The organism is Enterobacter sp. SM3, assembly GCF_009811935.2.
GTDB classification, from domain to species: domain Bacteria; phylum Pseudomonadota; class Gammaproteobacteria; order Enterobacterales; family Enterobacteriaceae; genus Enterobacter; species Enterobacter asburiae_D.
Genome location: NZ_CP099971.1, coordinates 3,768,414 through 3,787,143, shown reverse-complemented (window position 1 = coordinate 3,787,143; position 18,730 = coordinate 3,768,414). Strand labels below are relative to the sequence as shown.

19 protein-coding genes are annotated in these 18,730 nt (G+C 61.7%); 12 read left to right on the top strand and 7 right to left on the bottom strand.

Annotated features, from left to right (window positions below):
- Positions 1–21 precede the first annotated feature (21 nt).
- Genes hypE through hypA form a run of 5 tightly spaced genes read right to left on the bottom strand, consistent with a single transcriptional unit; the run spans position 22 to position 3,634 of the window.
- Complete coding sequence (gene hypE / locus GVO84_RS17735; RefSeq protein ID WP_159514795.1) at positions 22–1,032, bottom strand: hydrogenase expression/formation protein HypE; 1,011 nt, start codon at positions 1,030–1,032, stop codon at positions 22–24.
- Positions 1,029–2,150: a hydrogenase formation protein HypD gene (gene hypD / locus GVO84_RS17730; protein WP_121424519.1), complete on the bottom strand. Its 1,122-nt coding sequence runs from the start codon at positions 2,148–2,150 to the stop codon at positions 1,029–1,031. The genes hypE and hypD overlap by 4 nt, the downstream gene beginning before the upstream one ends.
- Positions 2,151–2,153: 3 nt before the next feature.
- The gene (locus GVO84_RS17725; protein ID WP_159514794.1) at positions 2,154–2,426 is read right to left on the bottom strand and encodes a HypC/HybG/HupF family hydrogenase formation chaperone; all 273 of its coding nucleotides are present in this window, start codon (positions 2,424–2,426) and stop codon (positions 2,154–2,156) included.
- On the bottom strand, positions 2,417–3,280 hold the full coding sequence (gene hypB / locus GVO84_RS17720; RefSeq protein WP_159514793.1) for a hydrogenase nickel incorporation protein HypB: 864 nt from the start codon (positions 3,278–3,280) through the stop codon (positions 2,417–2,419). The genes GVO84_RS17725 and hypB overlap by 10 nt, the downstream gene beginning before the upstream one ends.
- A gap of 3 nt (positions 3,281–3,283) precedes the next feature.
- Positions 3,284–3,634 (bottom strand): hydrogenase maturation nickel metallochaperone HypA, encoded by a 351-nt coding sequence (gene hypA, locus GVO84_RS17715; RefSeq protein ID WP_048979273.1) that lies wholly within the window; start codon positions 3,632–3,634, stop codon positions 3,284–3,286.
- A gap of 211 nt (positions 3,635–3,845) precedes the next feature.
- On the opposite strand from hypA, the gene hycA reads away from it, so the two are divergent.
- The 9 genes from hycA (at position 3,846) to hycI (ending at position 11,624) form a co-directional block, all read left to right on the top strand.
- Positions 3,846–4,310: a formate hydrogenlyase regulator HycA gene (hycA, locus tag GVO84_RS17710; RefSeq protein ID WP_159514792.1), complete on the top strand. Its 465-nt coding sequence runs from the start codon at positions 3,846–3,848 to the stop codon at positions 4,308–4,310.
- 70 nt (positions 4,311–4,380) lie between these two features.
- Positions 4,381–4,989: a 4Fe-4S dicluster domain-containing protein gene (locus GVO84_RS17705; RefSeq protein ID WP_029739531.1), complete on the top strand. Its 609-nt coding sequence runs from the start codon at positions 4,381–4,383 to the stop codon at positions 4,987–4,989.
- A complete protein-coding gene (gene hycC, locus GVO84_RS17700) occupies positions 4,986–6,800 on the top strand; it encodes a formate hydrogenlyase subunit 3 (RefSeq protein WP_159514791.1) in 1,815 nt (604 codons plus the stop codon). Before GVO84_RS17705 ends, hycC begins: the two co-directional genes overlap by 4 nt.
- Before the next feature lies 1 nt (position 6,801).
- A complete protein-coding gene (locus GVO84_RS17695; protein WP_159514790.1) occupies positions 6,802–7,725 on the top strand; it encodes a respiratory chain complex I subunit 1 family protein in 924 nt (307 codons plus the stop codon).
- Between the two features lie 15 nt (positions 7,726–7,740).
- Positions 7,741–9,450 (top strand): formate hydrogenlyase subunit HycE, encoded by a 1,710-nt coding sequence (hycE, locus tag GVO84_RS17690; RefSeq protein ID WP_159514789.1) that lies wholly within the window; start codon positions 7,741–7,743, stop codon positions 9,448–9,450.
- Positions 9,451–9,459: 9 nt separating this feature from the next.
- Positions 9,460–10,002 (top strand): formate hydrogenlyase complex iron-sulfur subunit, encoded by a 543-nt coding sequence (locus GVO84_RS17685; RefSeq protein WP_159514788.1) that lies wholly within the window; start codon positions 9,460–9,462, stop codon positions 10,000–10,002.
- On the top strand, positions 10,002–10,769 hold the full coding sequence (locus GVO84_RS17680; protein WP_159514787.1) for an NADH-quinone oxidoreductase subunit B family protein: 768 nt from the start codon (positions 10,002–10,004) through the stop codon (positions 10,767–10,769). The genes GVO84_RS17685 and GVO84_RS17680 overlap by 1 nt, the downstream gene beginning before the upstream one ends.
- Entirely contained in the window at positions 10,766–11,176 is a 411-nt protein-coding gene (locus GVO84_RS17675) for a formate hydrogenlyase maturation HycH family protein (protein ID WP_159514786.1), read from the top strand. Before GVO84_RS17680 ends, GVO84_RS17675 begins: the two co-directional genes overlap by 4 nt.
- Entirely contained in the window at positions 11,169–11,624 is a 456-nt protein-coding gene (hycI, locus tag GVO84_RS17670) for a hydrogenase maturation peptidase HycI (protein ID WP_159514785.1), read from the top strand. The genes GVO84_RS17675 and hycI overlap by 8 nt, the downstream gene beginning before the upstream one ends.
- 81 nt (positions 11,625–11,705) lie before the next feature.
- Here the strand turns inward: hycI and GVO84_RS17665 are convergent, their stop codons facing one another.
- Together GVO84_RS17665 and ascF are read right to left on the bottom strand one after the other, a co-directional pair.
- On the bottom strand, positions 11,706–13,130 hold the full coding sequence (locus GVO84_RS17665; protein ID WP_159514784.1) for a 6-phospho-beta-glucosidase: 1,425 nt from the start codon (positions 13,128–13,130) through the stop codon (positions 11,706–11,708).
- Positions 13,131–13,148: 18 nt separating this feature from the next.
- A complete protein-coding gene (ascF, locus tag GVO84_RS17660) occupies positions 13,149–14,600 on the bottom strand; it encodes a PTS cellobiose/arbutin/salicin transporter subunit IIBC (RefSeq protein WP_159514783.1) in 1,452 nt (483 codons plus the stop codon).
- Between the two features lie 214 nt (positions 14,601–14,814).
- Here ascF and GVO84_RS17655 point away from each other — a divergent pair, with 214 nt between their 5' ends.
- The 3 genes from GVO84_RS17655 to hypF all read left to right on the top strand — a co-directional run bounded on the left by GVO84_RS17655 (position 14,815) and on the right by hypF (position 18,730).
- Complete coding sequence (locus tag GVO84_RS17655) at positions 14,815–15,828, top strand: LacI family DNA-binding transcriptional regulator (protein WP_159514782.1); 1,014 nt, start codon at positions 14,815–14,817, stop codon at positions 15,826–15,828.
- A gap of 134 nt (positions 15,829–15,962) precedes the next feature.
- Positions 15,963–16,508, top strand: a complete 546-nt coding sequence (gene hydN / locus GVO84_RS17650; RefSeq protein WP_029739520.1) for an electron transport protein HydN — start codon at positions 15,963–15,965, stop codon at positions 16,506–16,508.
- Positions 16,509–16,513: 5 nt separating this feature from the next.
- The gene (hypF, locus tag GVO84_RS17645) at positions 16,514–18,730 is read left to right on the top strand and encodes a carbamoyltransferase HypF (protein ID WP_159514781.1); all 2,217 of its coding nucleotides are present in this window, start codon (positions 16,514–16,516) and stop codon (positions 18,728–18,730) included.

Below are 18,730 nucleotides of genomic sequence, written 5' to 3'. Positions count from 1 at the left end.
CTGACCGCTTTTGGCGCGGTTCTAGCAAATTCGGGGTAAGGGTTCCGCGTGCGGCAGATCAAGCGTCCGCTTTACGCCATAAAGCCCGGTCAGGCGCACCCCTTTGCGCTCAACCACTTCACCAATCATCGCCGCCTCTTTTCCTGACGGATGAGCCCGCAGCTGTTCAAGAACGGCTTCCGCGGCCGCGCGTTCAACGCCAATCACCAGTTTGCCTTCGTTGGCGAAGTTAAGCGGGTCAAGGCCCAGCAGCTCGCAAAGGCCGCGAACGGCAGGCTTAACGGGCAGGCTGCGCTCGGTGAGTTCAATCCCGTACCCGCAGCTTGCCGCAAATTCGTGTGCCACGGCATTCACGCCGCCTCGCGTGGCGTCCCGCAGGGCTTTCACGCCGGGAATACCCCGCAGCGTCTGAATCAGCGGGGTGAGCACCGCGCAGTCGCTGCGCAGTTCCCCGTCCAGCCCCAGACCTTCGCGCAGGTTAAGGATGGTCGCCCCGTGGCAGCCCAGCGTTCCGGTCACGATCAGCACGTCGCCCACGCTAAGATGCTGCGCGCCCCAGTGAATATCGGCGGGGATCGCCCCCATGCCGGCGGTGTTGATAAACAGCTTGTCGGCCGCGCCGCGCTGCACCACTTTGGTATCGCCGGTGACGATCGCTATCCCCGCCTCGCGCGCGGTCTGCGCCATGCTGTTGACCACTGTCGTGAGCGTCTCCATCGGTAATCCCTCTTCGAGGATAAACCCGCAGGAGAGGTAGCGCGGAACGGCACCGCTGACCGCCACGTCGTTGGCCGTGCCGCAGACGGCGAGCTTGCCGATATCGCCACCGGGGAAGAACAGCGGGTCGATGACGTAACTGTCGGTCGAAAACGCCAGCCTGTCGCCCTGGGCGGTGAGCGTTGACAGGTCAATGCGCGCCTGGTCTTCCTGCTCGGCAAGCCAGGGGTTGTTGAATGCGTCCATAAACAGCTGATTAATGAGCTGCTGCATCGCCAGCCCGCCGCTGCCGTGCGCCATTTCAACCGTATTCATGCTTCACTCTCCTGGTTGCGATACTGATACCACGCGGCACACGCCCCTTCGGAGGAGACCATCAGCGCGCCAAACGCCGTTTGCGGGTTACAGGTATTGCCAAATAACGGGCATTGATGAGGTTTGCATTTGCCGGTGAGCACGTCGCCGCAGCGGGCCCGGGGATCGTCGCAAACCTGCTGTGGCTGCGGGCGGAAATGCGCTTCGGCGTCGAACGCGCGATAGGCTGACGTCAGGTGCACGCCGGATTCGGCAATCAGCCCCAGACCACGCCATTCGCTGTCGCCTTCGACGCAAAACACGTCGGCTATCGCCTGCTGCGCCCGTTCATTTCCCGCATCCGGCACCACGCGGCGGTACTGGTTTTCCACTGCACTCAGGGCCGCTATTTTCTGCTCAACCAGCATGGTCACACCTTGCAGTAGATCAAGTGGTTCGAAACCAGCGACCACTAACGGACGATTGTACTGTTCAGCGATAAAACCGTAGGCGTCTGTGCCAATCACCATGCTGACATGCCCCGGTGCCAGAAAGGCGTCTATCCCGTTTCCCGGCTCTTCCAGCAGGCTGCGCAGCGTGGGAATGAGCGTAATGTGCTGGCAGAAGAAGAAAAAATTCCCGACGCCGCGCGCTTTCGCCTGCTGCAGCGTGATGGCGGTGGCGGGCATGGTGGTTTCAAACCCCAGGCCAAAAAACACCACCTTGCGCGCGGGGTTATTCTCTGCCAGCGTCAGGGCATCCATCGGCGAGTAGACGATCCGGATGTCGGCTCCGCGCGCTTTTGCCTGCAGCAGCGAGCCGTTTTTCCCCGGCACGCGCATCGCGTCGCCAAAGGTGCAGAAAATGACGTCGGGCTGGCTGGCAATTTCAATACAGCTGTCGATGCGTCCCATCGGCAGCACGCACACCGGGCAGCCGGGGCCGTGGATAAACTCGATGTTCTCCGGCAGCAGCTGGTCGAGGCCAAATTTGAAGATGGCGTGCGTGTGTCCGCCGCACACTTCCATGATCCGCAGCGGTCTTTCTTTGGTGTAGTCCAGCAGCGCCGCGCGCGTTTTCAGGTGCCCGATAAGCTGTAGCACCTGCTCCGGCGCGCGGTATTCATCAACGTAACGCATAGACTAGTACTCCTCGCCGTACAGGATCGCGCCCACGTCCGGCTCCACGTCGAACATGTTTTGCAATGCATCCAGCGTGTCGCGGGCTTCCGCTTCGTTAATGACGCTCATGGCAAACCCCACGTGGACCAGCACCCACTGGCCGAGGCGCGAGGCGCCCGTTTCATCGCTGCTGCCCACCAGCGTCAGGTCGACGTCGCGCAGGATGCCGCAGACCTCGACTTTGGCCTGATTCCCGTCAATGGAATGGATTTGTCCCGGTACGCCTATGCACATCGTTCGTTCTCCAGCCACTGTAGCCAGCCGTCCATGCCGTCGCCGCGCGTGGCGGAGATCAGCAGGATCTCAATCTCCGGATTCACTTCACGGGCATACGCCAGACACTTATCCACGTCGAAATTCAGGTACGGCAGCAGGTCGACTTTGTTCAGCAGCATGATGGACGCGGCGGCAAACATATGCGGGTACTTCAGCGGTTTGTCTTCGCCTTCGGTCACCGAAAGCACCGCCACCTTGTGGCGTTCGCCAAGATCGAAGCTCGCCGGGCAGACCAGGTTGCCGACGTTTTCAATAAACAGAATGCCGTTATCCGCCAGCGGCAGGCGCGGTGCCGCATCGGCAATCATCTGCGCATCCAGGTGGCAGCCTTTGCCGGTATTAACCTGAATCGCCGGGGTGCCGGTCTCGCGAATGCGCGCCGCGTCGTTAACGGTTTGCTGGTCGCCTTCGATCACCGCGCAGGAGACGCGCCCGTTCAGGCGTTTGAGCGTTTCCGTTAACAGCGTGGTTTTGCCGGAGCCGGGGCTGGAGACCAGGTTCAGCACCAGCTGTTTGCGGGCGGCAAAGCGCGCGCGGTTGCGGGCGGCGATCTGGTTATTTTTGTCCAGCACGTTGATTTCCACCTCCAGCATCTGGCGCTGGCTGATGCCCGGCGCGTGGGTACCCGCCTCTCCGTGGCCGTAGTGCAGATCGCCCGCATCGGAGCGCTGTGGAGCGAAGGTGATACCGGTCAGTGCCGCAGAAGGGCGCGGGGCAGGTGAAAAGGGCGCGGAGCGAAACGCGGAATGGGGGCGATGTTCATCCCCTTCTATATACAGGTTGCCTTCGGCGCAACCGCAGGTGCTACACATACTTTACTCCTTCTCGATTTCGAGGCGTTGGATCTGCATGCCGTCATCCGCCACGATGCGAAGACCGGTGCTCTGACACTGCGGACAGCGCTGAACCTTCGATGACAGCAGGGTCACGTACTGCTGGCACTGCTCGCACCAGCACTCCGCCTGCTGCTCTTCAATATGGAGCTCGCAGCCTTCCGCCAGCGTGCCGCGGCACACCAGCTCAAAGCAGAAATGCAGGGCGCTGGTCTCGACGCAGGAAAATGCTCCGACCTTCAGCCAGACGCCGGTGACGCGCTTCGCGTGGTTTTGCACTGCCTGCTGTTCGATAAGTTCCAGAGCCCGCTGGCAGAGGGTGATTTCGTGCATGACGCCTCCTCAATGAATTGCGCCATTGAATGCAATAACGGTGCCAGCTTGTTTTTTGTTAAGGCGTGACGATGTCAACGCTGTCGAAATGACACGTCGACACCGCGGCGTTGACAGCGGTTTTACAATTAAACCCATTTAAAATCATTAAGATAAAAACTGGCATGGAATCTGCTTAACAGCCGATATCTCCATTAAACGGATACCTTCTATGACTATTCGGGAAATCAGCGAAAAAGCGGATTACATCGCGCAGCGTCATCAGCAGCTGCAGGACCAGTGGCACCTCTACTGTAACTCTCTGGTTCAGGGCATAACCCTCTCGAAAGCGCGTCTTCACCACGCGATGAGCTGCGCGGCGCAGGGCGACATGCGCTTCGTCCTGTTCGGCCATTTCACGATCAACGTTACCCTGGCGGATAACTTCAACAGCCACACCATTGAGTACCACCTCGAGACAAAAGACGGCGAAAAACAGTGTATTGCGAAGGCGCAGCTGATGGCTGACGGCATGGTGGACGGCCACGTCAGCAACCGCGATCGCCAGCAGGTGCTGGAGCACTATCTGGAAAAAATCGCGCCGGTCTATAACGGCCTGTACGCCGCCGTTGAGCACGATCTCCCGGTCAACCTGAAGCAGCTGATGGATGGAAACGCCTCAGCGAACGTGGCCTGACTCCTGCGTGTCGAGAAGTGTCGACAAGACAGTTTTTCGTCAAAAATGACTATCACCAGAGGAAAACCCGGTGAACCGTTTTGTAATTGCCGACTCGACGGTCTGTATTGGCTGTCGAACCTGTGAGGCAGCGTGTTCGGAAACGCATCGCCTGCATGGGCTGCAGTCCATGCCGCGCCTGCACGTCATGCGTAATGAAAAAGAGTCTGCCCCGCAGCTCTGCCATCACTGTGAAGACGCCCCCTGCGCGGGCGTCTGCCCTGTGAATGCCATCACCCGAATTGATGGCGCTGTCCAGCTGAACGAAAGCCTGTGCGTTAGCTGCAAGCTGTGCGGCATTGCCTGCCCGTTCGGCGCGATTGAATTTTCCGGCAGCCGTCCGCTGCACATTCCGGCGAACGCCAACTCGCCAAAAGCCCCGCCCGCGCCACCGGCTCCGGCACGCGTAAGCACGCTGCTGGACTGGGTGCCCGGCATCCGTGCCGTTGCGGTGAAATGCGACCTGTGCAGCTTCGATGAGCAGGGCCCGGCCTGCGTGCGCACCTGCCCGACTAAGGCATTGATTCTGGTTAACATTCGCGACATTGCCCGTACCAGCAAGCGTAAACGCGAGCTGACCATCAACAGTGATTTTGGCGACCTTTCTCTGCTACAGGCGCTTAACGAGGGGGCGAAATGAACGCGGCGATGATGATTACCAGCGCGGTAGCCTGTTTTGCTGCCGCCGCTGTTCTGGCGCTGATCTTCTCATTCCATAAAGCCCTGAGCGGCGCGATCGCCGGGATCGGCGGAGCGGTCGCTAGCCTGATGACGCTGGCAGCAGGCGGCGTTGTCCTGCTCGGCGGACAGTCCGCAGAAACCGTGATGCCGCTGATTCGCCACACGGTTGAGATCACGCCGCTGAACGCCATCTGGCTGGTGACGTTTGGCCTGTGCGGGGTGTTTATCAGCCTGTTCAATATCGACTGGCACCGCCACCCGCACGCTAAAGCCAACGGCCTGCTGGTCAATCTGCTGATGGCGACGGCGGTCTGCACCGTTATCGCCAGCAACCTCGGCGCGCTGGTGGTGATGGCGGAGATCATGGCGCTCTGCGGCGTGTTCCTGACGGGCTGCAGCGCCTCCGGCAAGCTGTGGTTTGCATTGGGACGCCTCGGAACGCTGCTGCTGGCGCTGGCCTGCTGGCTGGTGTGGCAACGCTTTGGCACGCTGGATTTCTCTGCGCTCAACGGCCATCCGCTGGGGAACGACGTCTGGCTGCTGGGCGTGCTCGGCTTTGGCCTGCTCGCTGGCATCATCCCGCTGCACGGCTGGGTGCCGCAGGCGCATGCGAATGCCTCCGCGCCCGCCGCCGCGCTGTTTTCGGTGGTGGTGATGAAAGTGGGTCTGTTCGGAATTTTGGCGATTACGCTGACCGGCGGACAGCCGCCGCTGTGGTGGGGCGTCGTGCTGCTGGTCGCCGGAATGATCACCGCATTCGTCGGCGGCCTGTACGCGCTGATGGAGCACAACATCCAGCGCCTGCTGGCGTACCACACGCTGGAAAACATCGGCATCATCCTGCTCGGCATTGGCGCGGGCGTGACCGGGCTGGCGCTCAATCATCCGGCGCTGATTGCCGCCGGGTTTATCGGTGGCCTGTATCACCTCGTTAACCACAGCCTGTTTAAAAGCACCCTGTTCCTCGGGGCGGGCAGCGTCTGGTTCCGCACCGGTCATCGGGATATCGAAAAGCTGGGTGGGATTGGCAAAAAGATGCCGGTGATTTCACTGGCGATGCTGGTCGGGCTGATGGCAATGGCCGCGCTGCCGCCGCTGAACGGCTTTGCCGGGGAGTGGGTGATCTATCAGTCCTTCTTCGCGCTTGGTCAGAGCGACGCATTTATCGCGCGCCTGCTCGGCCCGCTGCTGGCGGTCGGGCTGGCGATTACCGGGGCGCTGGCGGTGATGTGCATGGCGAAAGTCTATGGCGTGACCTTCCTCGGCGCGCCGCGCACCCGCGAAGCGGAAAACGCCTGCTGCGCACCGTTGTTGATGGGCGTGAGCGTGGTCGCGCTGGCGCTGTGCTGCATCGCGGGTGGCGTCGCCGCGCCGTGGCTGCTGCCGCTGCTGGGCAACGCCATTCCGCTGCCGCTGACCGTGGCGAATACCACCGTCTCTCAGCCGATGATCGCGCTGCTGCTGATTGGCGCACCGCTGCTGCCGCTCGTCCTGATGCTGTTCTTCAAACGCGACAGGCTCACCTCCCGCGCGCGCGGTGCGGCGTGGGCCTGCGGCTACGAACACGAACAGTCGATGGTCATCACCGCCCACGGTTTCGCCATGCCGGTGAAGGAGAATTTCGCCGCCGTGCTGAAGCTGCGCCACTGGCTGAACCCGGTGGGCTGGGTACCCGGCTGGCAGAGTGCCGCCGCGCCCGCGCTGTTCCGCCGTCTGGCGGTCATCGAGCTGGCCGTGCTGGTGGTCATTGTGATTTCACGAGGAGCCTGACATGAGTCTGTTACTGGCAATTCTTCAGGCGCTGGTGCTGTTCGCCGCTGCGCCGCTGCTGTCGGGCATCACGCGCGTGGCGCGCGCCCGGATGCACAACCGTCGCGGTCCTGGCGTGCTTCAGGAGTACCGCGATTTCTTTAAACTGCTCTCTCGTCAGAGCGTGGCACCGGACGCCGCAGGCTGGGTCTTCCACCTGACGCCGTTTGTGATGGTGGGCGTCATGCTGACCATCGCCACCGCGCTGCCGGTGGTGACGGTGGCGTCGCCGCTGCCCGTGCTTGGCGATCTGATCACGCTGATTTACCTCTTTGCCATCGCCCGCTTTTTCTTTGCGATTGCGGGCCTGGACACCGGGAGCCCGTTTACCGGCATCGGCGCCAGCCGCGAAGCAATGCTCGGCGTGCTGGTTGAGCCGATCCTGCTGCTGGGGCTGTGGGTCGCCGCGCAGGTGGCGGGTTCCACCCACATCAGCTTTATCACCCACACCGTTTACCACTGGCCGGTGGCGCGCTCGATCCCGCTGGTACTGGCGCTCTGCGCCTGCGCGTTCGCCACCTTTATTGAGATGGGCAAACTGCCGTTCGACCTGGCGGAAGCCGAGCAGGAGCTACAGGAAGGGCCGCTTACCGAGTACAGCGGCTACGGCTTCGCGGTGCTGAAGTGGGGCATCAGCCTCAAACAGCTGGTGGTGCTGCAGATGTTTGTCGGCGTCTTCTTCCCGTGGGGGCAAATGACGCATTTCTCCGCGGGCGGTCTGGCGCTGGCCGTCGTGATTGCCGCCCTCAAGCTGCTGGTCGGCGTGCTGGTGATTGCCCTGTTTGAAAACAGCATGGCGCGCCTGCGTTTTGTGGAAACGTCGCGCATCACCTGGGCCGGTTTTGGTTTTGCATTTTTAGCGTTCGTCTCCTTGCTGGTGGCGTGATTAAAGAGAGTATTTATGTCTGAAGAAAAGAAAGGTCAGCAGTATCTCGCCGCGTTGCATCAGGCTTTCCCCGGCGTGGTGCTGGAGGAGTCCTGGCAAACCAAAGACCAGGTAACCGTCACCATTAAGGTGAACTACCTGCCGGAAGTGGTGGAGTTTCTCTATTACCAGCAGGGCGGCTGGCTGTCGGTACTGTTCGGCAACGACGAGCGCCAGCTGTGCGGCAATTATGCGGTGTACTACGTAATGTCGATGGAGCAGGGCGAAAAGTGCTGGCTCACCGTGCGCATCGAAGTCGACCCGAATAAGCCGGAATACCCGTCCGTCACGCCGCGCGTGCCTGCCGCGGTCTGGGGCGAGCGCGAAGTGCGCGACATGTACGGCCTGGTGCCGGTCGGCCTGCCGGACGAGCGCCGCCTGGTGCTGCCGGACGACTGGCCGGACGAACTCTATCCGCTGCGCAAAGACAGCATGGACTATCGCCAGCGCCCGGCGCCGACCACCGACAGCGAAACCTACGAATTCATCAACGAGCTGGGCAGCAAAAAGAATAACGTGGTGCCGATCGGTCCGCTGCACGTCACCTCCGACGAACCGGGCCACTTCCGCCTGTTCGTCGACGGCGAGAATATCATCGACGCCGACTACCGCCTGTTCTACGTCCACCGCGGCATGGAAAAGCTGGCGGAAACCCGCATGGGCTACAACGAAGTGACGTTCCTCTCTGACCGCGTATGCGGCATCTGCGGCTTCGCCCACAGCACCGCCTACACCACCTCGGTGGAGAACGGCATGGGGATCGTGGTGCCGGAGCGTGCGCAGATGATCCGCGCCATTCTGCTGGAGGTGGAGCGCCTGCACTCGCACCTGCTCAACCTCGGCCTGGCCTGCCACTTTGTCGGCTTTGACTCCGGGTTTATGCAGTTCTTCCGCGTGCGCGAGGCGTCGATGAAGATGGCGGAGATCCTCACCGGGGCGCGTAAAACCTACGGCCTGAACCTGATCGGCGGGATCCGCCGCGACCTGCTGAAGGACGACATGATCCAGACCCGCCAGCTGGCGCAGCAGATGCGCCGCGACGTGCAAGAGCTGGTGGATATGCTGCTCAGCACGCCAAACATCGAGCAGCGCACCGTCGGCATCGGCCGCCTTGACCCGGAGATCGCCCGCGACTTCAGCAACGTCGGTCCGATGGTGCGCGCCAGCGGCCACGCCCGCGACACGCGTGCCGATCACCCGTTCGTCGGCTACGGCCTGCTGCCGATGACCGTGCACAGCGAGCAGGGTTGCGACGTCATTTCGCGCCTCAAGGTGCGCATCAACGAGGTGTTTACCGCCCTGAACATGATCGACTTCGGCCTCGATAACCTGCCGGGCGGCCCGCTGATGGTGGAGGGCTTCACCTACATCCCGAACCGCTTTGCCCTCGGCTTTGCCGAAGCGCCGCGCGGGGACGACATTCACTGGAGCATGACCGGCGACAACCAGAAGCTTTACCGCTGGCGCTGCCGCGCGGCCACCTACGCCAACTGGCCAACCCTGCGCTATATGCTGCGCGGCAACACGGTTTCGGATGCGCCGCTGATCATCGGCAGCCTCGACCCGTGCTACTCCTGCACCGACCGCATGACCGTCGTGGACGTGCGCAAGAAGAAAAGCCAGGTGGTGCCGTACAAAGAGCTTGAGCGCTACAGCATCGAGCGTAAAAACTCGCCGCTGAAATAAGGACTCGCCATGTTTACCTTTATCAAAAAAGTGATCAAAACGGGCACGCAGACCAGCCGTTATCCGCTGGAGCCGATGCCGGTGGATAAAAACTTTCGCGGCAAGCCGGAGCACAACCCGCAGCAGTGCATCGGCTGCGCGGCCTGCGTCAACGCCTGCCCGTCGAACGCCTTAACGGTCGAAACGGATCTCAAAACCGGCGAGCTGGCCTGGCAGTTTAACCTCGGGCGCTGCATCTTCTGCGGCCGCTGCGAGGAGGTCTGCCCGACGGTCGCCATTCGCCTTTCGCCGGAGTACGAGCTGGCGGTGTGGAAGAAAGAGGATTTCCTGCAGCAGTCGCGCTTTGACCTGTGCAACTGCCGCGTCTGCCAGCGCCCGTTCGCCGTGCAGAAAGAGATCGACTACGCCATTGCGCTGCTGCAGCACAACGGCGACGCCCGCGCGGAGCATCACCGTGAAAGCTTTGAAACCTGCCCGGAGTGCAAGCGTCAGAAGTGCCTGCTGCCGTCCGACCGTATTGATATCACCCGCCATATGAGAGAGGCCAGCTGATGGAAAACCTACTAGGCCCGCGCGACGCTAACGGCATTCCTGTGCCGATGACGGTGGACGAATCCATCGCCAGCATGAAGGCGTCGCTGCTGAAAAAAATCAAACGCTCGGCCTACGTCTACCGCGTGGACTGCGGCGGCTGCAACGGCTGCGAGATCGAGATCTTCGCTACGCTGTCGCCGCTGTTTGACGCCGAGCGCTTCGGCATCAAGGTGGTGCCGTCCCCGCGTCATGCGGACATCCTGCTGTTTACCGGGGCCGTCACCCGCGCCATGCGATCCCCCGCGCTGCGCGCCTGGCAGTCCGCGCCGGACCCGAAAATCTGCATCTCGTACGGCGCCTGCGGCAACAGCGGCGGCATCTTCCACGACCTTTACTGCGTCTGGGGCGGCACCGACAAAATCGTGCCGGTGGACGTCTACATTCCCGGCTGCCCGCCGACGCCCGCCGCGACGCTGTACGGCTTTGCCATGGCGCTCGGCCTGCTGGAGCAAAAAATCCACGCGCGCGAGCCGGGCGAGCTGGACAACCAGCCTGCCGCCATTCTGCACCCTGACATGGTGCAGCCGCTGCGGGTGAAGATCGACCGCACGGCGCGGAAACTGGCGGGCTATCGCTATGGCCGTCAGATTGCCGACGATTATCTGCGCCTGCTGAGCCAGGGCGACCATCAGGTGGCGCGCTGGCTGGAGGCGGAAAACGATCCGCGTCTCAATGAGATCGTGGCGAACCTGAACAGCATTGTGGATGAGGCGCGTATCCGATGAGTGAAACGGTGGTGTTCAGCCAGCTGAGCCGTAAGTTTATTGATGAGAACGATGCCACGCCGGATGCGGCGCAGCAGGTGGTCTATTACAGCCTGGCGATTGGGCACCACCTCGGGGTGATCGACTGCCTGGAGGCGGCGCTGAGCTGCCCGTGGTCCGAGTACCTGGCGTGGATCGCCACGCTGGAGGAGGGCAGCACGGCGCGTCGCAAAATGGAAGGCGTGCCGAAGTACGGCGAGATCGTCATCGACGCCAACCACATTGCGATGCTCGCCAACGCCTTTGACGCGGCGCTTTGCAGGCAAACCCTCGAGCAGCAGGCGTGGAGCAAAACGCTGCTTAGCATGCTGCACGATATTCATCAGGAGAGCGCCATCTACCTGATGGTGAGGAGATTACGTGACTGACGTTTTACTGTGTGTCGGCAACAGCATGATGGGCGACGACGGCGCGGGCCCGCTGCTGGCTGAGATGTGCGCCGCGAACCCGCAGGGCAACTGGGTAGTGATTGACGGCGGCAGCGCGCCGGAAAACGACGTGGTCGCCATTCGCGAACTGCGACCGAAAAGGCTGTTAATCGTCGATGCCACCGATATGGGGCTCAACCCCGGCGAGATCCGCCTGATTGACCCGGACGACATCGCCGAGATGTTTATGATGACGACGCACAATATGCCGCTGAACTACCTGGTCGATCAGATTAAAGACGACGTGGGCGAGGTGCTGTTTTTGGGGATCCAGCCGGACATTGTCGGGTTCTATTACCCGATGACGCCGCCGGTGAAAGAGGCGGTGGAGGTGGTTTATTCACGGCTAGCCGGGTGGGTTGGGGACGGGGATTTCTCCCGGCTCTGAACAGCGCCCGGTGGCGCTACGCTTACCGGGCCTACGGTTTTGTAGGCCGGGTAAGGCGAAGCCGCCACCCGGCAAAACAGGCTACTCCAGATCCGCCCCGTTACTCGCAATCACCTTCTTATACCACCAGAATGATTTCTTGCGCTTGCGGTCCAACGTGCCGTTTCCGGCGTCATCGCGGTCAACGTACACAAACCCGTAGCGCTTGCTCATCTCGCCCGTTGAGGCGGCCACCAGGTCGATGCAGCCCCAGGTGGTGTAGCCCATCAGCGGCACGCCGTCCTCAATGGCGTCGCCCATGGCGCGGATGTGCTCGCGCAGGTAGCTGATGCGGTAGTCGTCGTTAATCTCGCCGTTTTCATCAATAACGTCCTTCGCCCCGAGGCCGTTTTCCACCAGGAACAGCGGCTTCTGGTAGCGGTCGTACATCATGTTCATGGTGATGCGCAGGCCGAGCGGGTCGATGCCCCAGCCCCATTCGCTCACCTGAATGTGCGGGTTGCGCAGGGACTTCACGATGTTCGCCGCGCTGGTGTTGCCCGCGTTCATGTCCGCCGACGCGCAGCGCGAGGCGTAATAGCTGAACGAGACAAAGTCGACGGTGTTTTTCAGAAGTAGATCGTCGCCGGGATCTTTCACGATCACCACGCCTTTCTCGCGGAACACGCGGGCGGAGTACGCCGGGTAGCTGCCGCGCGCCTGCACGTCGATAAAGAACAGGTTCTCACGGTCTTTCTCCAGCGCCATCCACACGTCTTCCGGCTTGCAGGAGTACGGGTAGAAGTTCCCGCCCGCCAGCATGCAGCCGACCTGGTTTTCCGGGCTCACCTCGTGGGCGATTTTGGTCGCCAGCGCGCTCGCCACCAGCTCGTGGTGCGCGGCCTGGTATTTCACCTGATCCTCGTTTTCACCTTCCTCAAACACCAGCCCCGCGCCGGAGAACGGGCTGTGCAGCATGATGTTGATTTCGTTGAAGGTCAGCCAGTATTTCACCAGCCCGTTAAATTCTTCAAAGCAGGTGCGGGCGTAGCGGGCGAAGAAATCGACCATCTTACGGTTGCGCCACGAGCCGTACTCCGTGACCAGGTGCATCGGCACGTCGAAGTGGCACAGGGTGACCAGCGGCTCAATGTTGTACTTTTTACACTCTTCGAACACCGCGCGGTAGAAGGCAATACCCTCTTTATTCGGCAGCGGCTCGTCGCCGTTCGGGTAGAGGCGGCTCCAGGCAATCGAGGTGCGGAACACCGTAAAGCCCATCTCCGCCATCAGGGCGATGTCCTCTTTATAGCGATGGTAAAAATCAATCGCCTCGTGGCTTGGGTAGAACTCGTCGTCACGCAGCGAGAAACGCTTTTCCTTACCGAGCTTCACCGCCAGGCGGTTCGCGCCGTGGGGGATCATATCGACCGTGGTCAGCCCCTTGCCGCCTTCACGGTAAGCGCCTTCACTCTGGTTGGCGGCAAGCGCGCCGCCCCATAAAAATCCTTGTGGAAAAACAGACATTCTTACCTCGCTTTCAATTTATGCTTGTGCTGCTTTGCTCTGTACCGGTGCGGTTTGCAGGGCGCGCGCTTTTTCGGCCTCGTCTTCGACCGGGATATCCTCAAAGCCGAGTATCAGGGTCAGAACAAACGATAGCACCACTGCCAGCCCCATCACGCCGAACACCCAGACGATGGTCATCGGATTCGCCGGGTCGAAGAACTGCACGCTGGTGAACAGCCCCGGCGCCGCCATCGAATGGCTGGCAAGTCCGGCCATGCCGGCAACCGCGCCGCAGATAAAGCCGCTGATCAGGCTCGCAATCAGCGGACGTTTCAGGCGTACCGCCACGCCGTAAAGCGCCGGTTCAGAGATCCCCGCCATGATGGCGGAGGCCGCTGCCGCCAGCGCCGTCTGGCGCAGCTCCGGGTTTTTGGTTTTCCACGCTACCGCCAGCGACGAGCCGCCGAGCGATAGGTTGGCGCCGATTTCCGACGGCATCACCATCCCTTCCTTGCCCGTCTCGGCGATGGTCTGAATGATGGTCGGCGTAAACACGCGGTGCATCCCGGTCATCACCAGCAGCGGCCACAGCGCGCCCATGATGGCGACGGAGAGCCAGCCCAGATAGCCGTGAATGGTGTAAACCAGCGCGGAGATGGCGCTGCCGATCCAGATCCCCAGCGGGCCAATCAGCACGATGGCGAGCGGGGCGGCAATCAGCACGATCAGCATCGGCTTGAGGAAGTTTTTGGTTACTGCCGGGGTAATGCGATCCACCCAGCGTTCGATGTACGACAGGCACCAGGTCATCACCAGCGCCGGGATGACGGTGTAGGTGTATTTCACCGCCGTCACCGGAATAAAGGCGAACTCAACGTGCTCGCCCTGCGCGGCTTTCGCCATCAGCTCGATAAAGCTCGGGTGGACCAGCACGCCCGCGATGGCTATCGCCAGCGACATGTTGGTTTTGAACTTCACCGCCGCCGAGGCCGCCACCATCAGCGGCAGGAAGAAGAACGCGCCGTCGCCAATGACCGTCAGGATGGTCAGCGTGGGATCGCCCTTGCCCAACACGCCGGTCATCTCGAGGATCATCGCCAGCAGTTTGACCATCGAGCCGCCGATGATCGCCGGGATCAGCGGGGACATGGTGCCGATCAGCGCGTCGAGGATCCCCGCGCCAATGCGGCGCAGGGTCAGTTTCTGCGGGCCTTCCGGTACGGCAGGCTGCAGGCTGGTTGGCAGCAGGCTCACCACTTCGCGGTACGCCTGTGAAACGGTGTTGCCGATGATGACCTGGCACTGGTTGTCGTTGCGCACCACGCCGAGCACGCCGCTGATGCTTTTCAGGCGCGGGGCGTCGGTAAGGCTCTCGTCTTTCAGAACGAAACGCAGACGCGTCATGCAGTGGGTGACGGCGACAATGTTCTCTTTGCCGCCCAGCGCGCTGACAACGTCGTTCGCCAGCGCAGCGTAATTTTTGGCCATCGGATATGATCCTGTTATCGTTGTGAGAAATGTAGGAAACCGGTTCCACATAATCATTATGAGTTTTTATGAATGAAACAAGATCGCTTTTTGACCATTTTTTCGTTTCGTGATGCAGATCGCAATGAGGGAGCGAAAGCGTGATTTCACCGCTGCGACAATTTTTTTGCAGTGCAGTACACTGCGTTCCATCAGATTCAGACGGATTAACAACATGACCACGATGCTTGAAGTGGCGAAGCGGGCAGGCGTTTCGAAAGCCACGGTGTCCCGGGTGCTGTCGGGAAACGGCTACGTCAGCCAGGAGACCAAAGACCGGGTGTTTCAGGCCATTGAAGAGAGCGGCTATCGCCCGAATTTGCTGGCGCGCAACCTGGCGACCAAACGTACCCAGACGCTGGGGCTGGTGGTGACCAACACCCTTTATCACGGCGTCTACTTTAGCGAACTGCTGTTTCACGCCGCGCGGATGACGGAAGAGAAAGGGCGGCAGCTGATCCTCGCGGACGGCAAGCACAGCGCCGACGAGGAGCGCGAGGCCATTCAGTATCTGCTCGACATGCGCTGCGACGCGGTGATTATCTACCCGCGTTTCCTGAGCGTGGAAGAGATGGATGAGATCGTCGAGAAGTGCGAGCAGCCCATTATGGTGCTCAACCGCCGCCTGCGGAAAAACAGCAGCCACAGCGTGTGGTCCGATCATAAGGCCTCCAGCCAGGAGGCGGTGTCACAGCTGATTGCGAAAGGGCACCGGGAGATCGCGTTTATCACCGGCTCGCTGGATTCTCCCACCGGGGTTGAGCGTCTCTCCGGCTACCGGGACGCGCTGGCGCAGCACGGTATTCCGCTGCGCGAGGGGCTGATTGCGCAGGGGAAGTGGAACCCGGCCAGCGGCGCGGCGGCGGTTTCTGAACTGCTTGCTCGCGGCGAACGCTTTACGGCGCTGGTGGCGAGTAATGACGACATGGCAATCGGTGCCATGAAGCAGCTGCACGACAGCGGCGTGGCCGCGCCGGACGCGGTGTCGGTGATCGGTTTTGACGACGTGGCCATCGCGCCCTACATCGTGCCGTCGCTCTCCAGCGTGCGTATTCCGGTGACGGAGATGATCAAAGAGACCATCAGCCGCCTGATCTTCATGCTCGACGGCGGAGAGTTTAAATATCAGCAAACCTTCTCCGGCGAGCTTATCCTTCGCGACTCGGTTATTGACGGCCCGCACCGCTGATGTCGACAGCTGTCATCGTCATAAGTGACGATGACAGCGCCGTCGTGATGTTTAAATTCATATTAAATCAATAAGTTAATTATTGGCACGGTTTATGAATATCTCCGGGCATAACTGTAATGCTGGAGAAGCAGATGAACCGTTTTATTATGGCCGATGCCAGTAAGTGTATTGGTTGCCGTACCTGTGAAGTGGCGTGCGTGGTTTCCCATCAGGCGGAGCAGGACTGCGCGTCGCTTACCCCTGACACCTTCCTGCCGCGTATCCACGTCATCAAAGGCGTGAATATTTCTACCGCCGCCATCTGTCGCCAGTGCGAAGACGCACCCTGTGCGAACGTCTGCCCGAACGGGGCGATTAAACGCGAGAAAGGCTTTGTGCATGTCATGCAGGAGCGCTGCATTGGCTGCAAAACCTGCGTGGTCGCCTGCCCGTACGGCGCGATGGAGGTGGTTGTCCGTCCGGTGGTACGCAACAGCGGCATGGGGCTGAGCGTACGTGCGGACAAAGCCGAAGCCAACAAATGTGACCTGTGCTACCACCGCGACGCCGGCCCGGCCTGCATGGAAGCCTGCCCGACGCACGCGCTGGTCTGCGTGGATCGCGACAAGCTTGAGCAGATGAGCGCCGAAAAGCGCCGTCGTGCGGCGTTCGACACGTCGTCATCACTGCTGTTCTGAACCGTATGTGCAGCAACGGTGTCCAGCTGCGCGTGCGCGGCAAGGTGCAGGGCGTAGGGTTTCGTCCCTTCGTCTGGCAGCTGGCGCAGGCGCTTCAGTTGACCGGTGACGTCTGCAATGACGGGAAGGGCGTGCTGGTGCGCCTCGCGGGTAATGGGGGGGACTTTACCGCGAGGCTGCATCAGGACTGCCCACCGCTGGCACGCATTGATCATGTTGAAACGCAGCCGTTTACCTGGGCGCACCTGCCGGAGGACTTTACCATCCGCCACAGCGCGGGCGGGGCGATGGACACGCAGATTGTGCCCGATGCCGCGACCTGTCCGACGTGTCTGGCTGAAATGCGCGACCCCGGCGAGCGCCGTTATCGCTACCCGTTTATCAACTGCACCCACTGCGGGCCGCGGTTTACCATTATCCGCGCCATGCCCTATGACCGTCCGGCCACGTCGATGGCACCTTTCCCGCTCTGCGTGCCGTGCGAGACGGAATACCGCAATCCTGCCGATCGACGTTTTCACGCCCAGCCGGTGGCGTGCCCGGACTGCGGGCCCGCGCTGGAATGGCGTGCGGACGACGTTGTTGCCACCCGCGAAACGGCGCTGCGTGCGGCGGTAGAGATGCTGAAAAGCGGCGGCATCGTTGCGGTCAAAGGGCTGGGCGGTTTTCACCTCGTCTGTGATGCGCAAAACCCGCAGGCGATACTGAGACTGCGGTCACGCAAGCAGCGCCCGTCGAAGCCGCTGGCGGTGATGATCCCGGATGTGGATAAGCTGCCTGAGTCGATTCAGACGCTGCTCGGCTCACCCGCTGCACCCATCGTGCTCACGCCAAAAGCCTGTCTGCCTGACTTCCCTGAGGGTATCGCACCGGGTCTGGATAGCGTGGGCATCATGCTGCCCGCTAATCCGCTGCAGCATCTTCTGATGATGGACTGCCGACGACCGCTGGTGATGACCTCCGGCAACCTCAGCGGCAGGCCGCCTGCCATCAGTAATCAACAGGCGCTGGATGAACTGGGCGGCATTGCGGACGGCTTTCTGCTGCACAATCGCGATATTCTTCAACGGATGGACGATTCGGTGATGGATCGGGACGGCGCGATGCTGCGCCGGGCGCGCGGTTTTGTGCCGGATGCCATCATATTGCCAGCGGGTTTCGAGAATATCCCCGCCATGTTATGCACAGGCGCGGAGATGAAAAACACCTTCTGCCTGGTGCGTGGCAGCCAGGCGGTGCTGAGCCAGCATTTTGGCGATCTCGGCGACGAGGGTGTCGAAGCGCAGTGGCGCGGCGCGCTCTCGACGATGCAGGACATCTACGCCTTCCAGCCGGAGCGCGTGGTGTGCGACGCCCATCCGGGCTACCACACGCAACAATGGGCGCAGGCGCAGGGGCTGCCGGTCGAAACCGTACTGCACCATCACGCCCACGCGGCGGCGTGCCTGGCGGAGAACGGCTGGCCGCGTGAGGGCGGAGACGTTATCGCCCTGACGCTGGACGGGATCGGCATGGGCGAGAACGGCGCGCTGTGGGGCGGGGAGTGCCTGCGGGTCAACTATCTCACGTGCGAGCGTCTGGGCGGGCTGCCTGCCGTTGCGCTGCCGGGGGGCGATCTGGCGGCGCGGCAGCCGTGGCGCAATTTACTCGCCCACTGCCTGGCGTTTGTCCCTGACTGGCAGCAGTACCCGGAAACGCGCGCGGTACAGCGCCAGCACTGGCCGCTGCTGGCGACGGCGATCGGGCGCGGCATCAACGCGCCGAGTGCCTCATCCTGTGGCCGCCTGTTTGATGCCGTCGCCTGCGCGCTCGGTATCGACGCCCAATCCTGGGAGGGTGAAGCCGCCTGCAGGCTGGAAGCGCTGGCCTCGCAGTGCGCGGGCGTCGACCATCCGGTGACGCTGGACGCGGATAACCTCGCGCTTTTCTGGCAGCAGTGGCTGGCCTGGCAGGCCGAGCCGTGCGAGCGCGCGTGGGCGTTTCACGACGCGCTGGCTAAGGGGCTGGCGGAACTCGCCGCGTTCCATGCCCGACGCCTGTCGCTGTCGACAATCAGCCTCAGCGGCGGCGTGTTGCACAACCGTCTGCTGCGCGCGCGCCTGCGTCATTATCTTTCTGACTTTACGCTTCTTTTTCCTTCGCGCCTGCCCGCAGGTGATGGAGCGATCTCCTTCGGGCAGGCGGCGATCGCCGCCGCCCGGTCATGTTCACAAAGGATTTAA

Coding starts and splice junctions, on each gene's coding strand:
- GVO84_RS17655 (WP_159514782.1), top strand. CDS start 14,815: ATGACCACGATGCTTGAAGTGGCGAAGCGGGCAGGCGTTTCGAAAGCC.
- hydN (WP_029739520.1), top strand. CDS start 15,963: ATGAACCGTTTTATTATGGCCGATGCCAGTAAGTGTATTGGTTGCCGT.
- GVO84_RS17725 (WP_159514794.1), bottom strand. CDS start 2,426: ATGTGCATAGGCGTACCGGGACAAATCCATTCCATTGACGGGAATCAG.
- GVO84_RS17665 (WP_159514784.1), bottom strand. CDS start 13,130: ATGTCTGTTTTTCCACAAGGATTTTTATGGGGCGGCGCGCTTGCCGCC.
- GVO84_RS17680 (WP_159514787.1), top strand. CDS start 10,002: ATGGAAAACCTACTAGGCCCGCGCGACGCTAACGGCATTCCTGTGCCG.
- hycA (WP_159514792.1), top strand. CDS start 3,846: ATGACTATTCGGGAAATCAGCGAAAAAGCGGATTACATCGCGCAGCGT.
- hypF (WP_159514781.1), top strand. CDS start 16,514: ATGTGCAGCAACGGTGTCCAGCTGCGCGTGCGCGGCAAGGTGCAGGGC.
- hypD (WP_121424519.1), bottom strand. CDS start 2,150: ATGCGTTACGTTGATGAATACCGCGCGCCGGAGCAGGTGCTACAGCTT.
- GVO84_RS17695 (WP_159514790.1), top strand. CDS start 6,802: ATGAGTCTGTTACTGGCAATTCTTCAGGCGCTGGTGCTGTTCGCCGCT.
- hypA (WP_048979273.1), bottom strand. CDS start 3,634: ATGCACGAAATCACCCTCTGCCAGCGGGCTCTGGAACTTATCGAACAG.
- hypB (WP_159514793.1), bottom strand. CDS start 3,280: ATGTGTAGCACCTGCGGTTGCGCCGAAGGCAACCTGTATATAGAAGGG.
- hycE (WP_159514789.1), top strand. CDS start 7,741: ATGTCTGAAGAAAAGAAAGGTCAGCAGTATCTCGCCGCGTTGCATCAG.
- GVO84_RS17685 (WP_159514788.1), top strand. CDS start 9,460: ATGTTTACCTTTATCAAAAAAGTGATCAAAACGGGCACGCAGACCAGC.
- ascF (WP_159514783.1), bottom strand. CDS start 14,600: ATGGCCAAAAATTACGCTGCGCTGGCGAACGACGTTGTCAGCGCGCTG.
- hypE (WP_159514795.1), bottom strand. CDS start 1,032: ATGAATACGGTTGAAATGGCGCACGGCAGCGGCGGGCTGGCGATGCAG.
- hycC (WP_159514791.1), top strand. CDS start 4,986: ATGAACGCGGCGATGATGATTACCAGCGCGGTAGCCTGTTTTGCTGCC.
- GVO84_RS17675 (WP_159514786.1), top strand. CDS start 10,766: ATGAGTGAAACGGTGGTGTTCAGCCAGCTGAGCCGTAAGTTTATTGAT.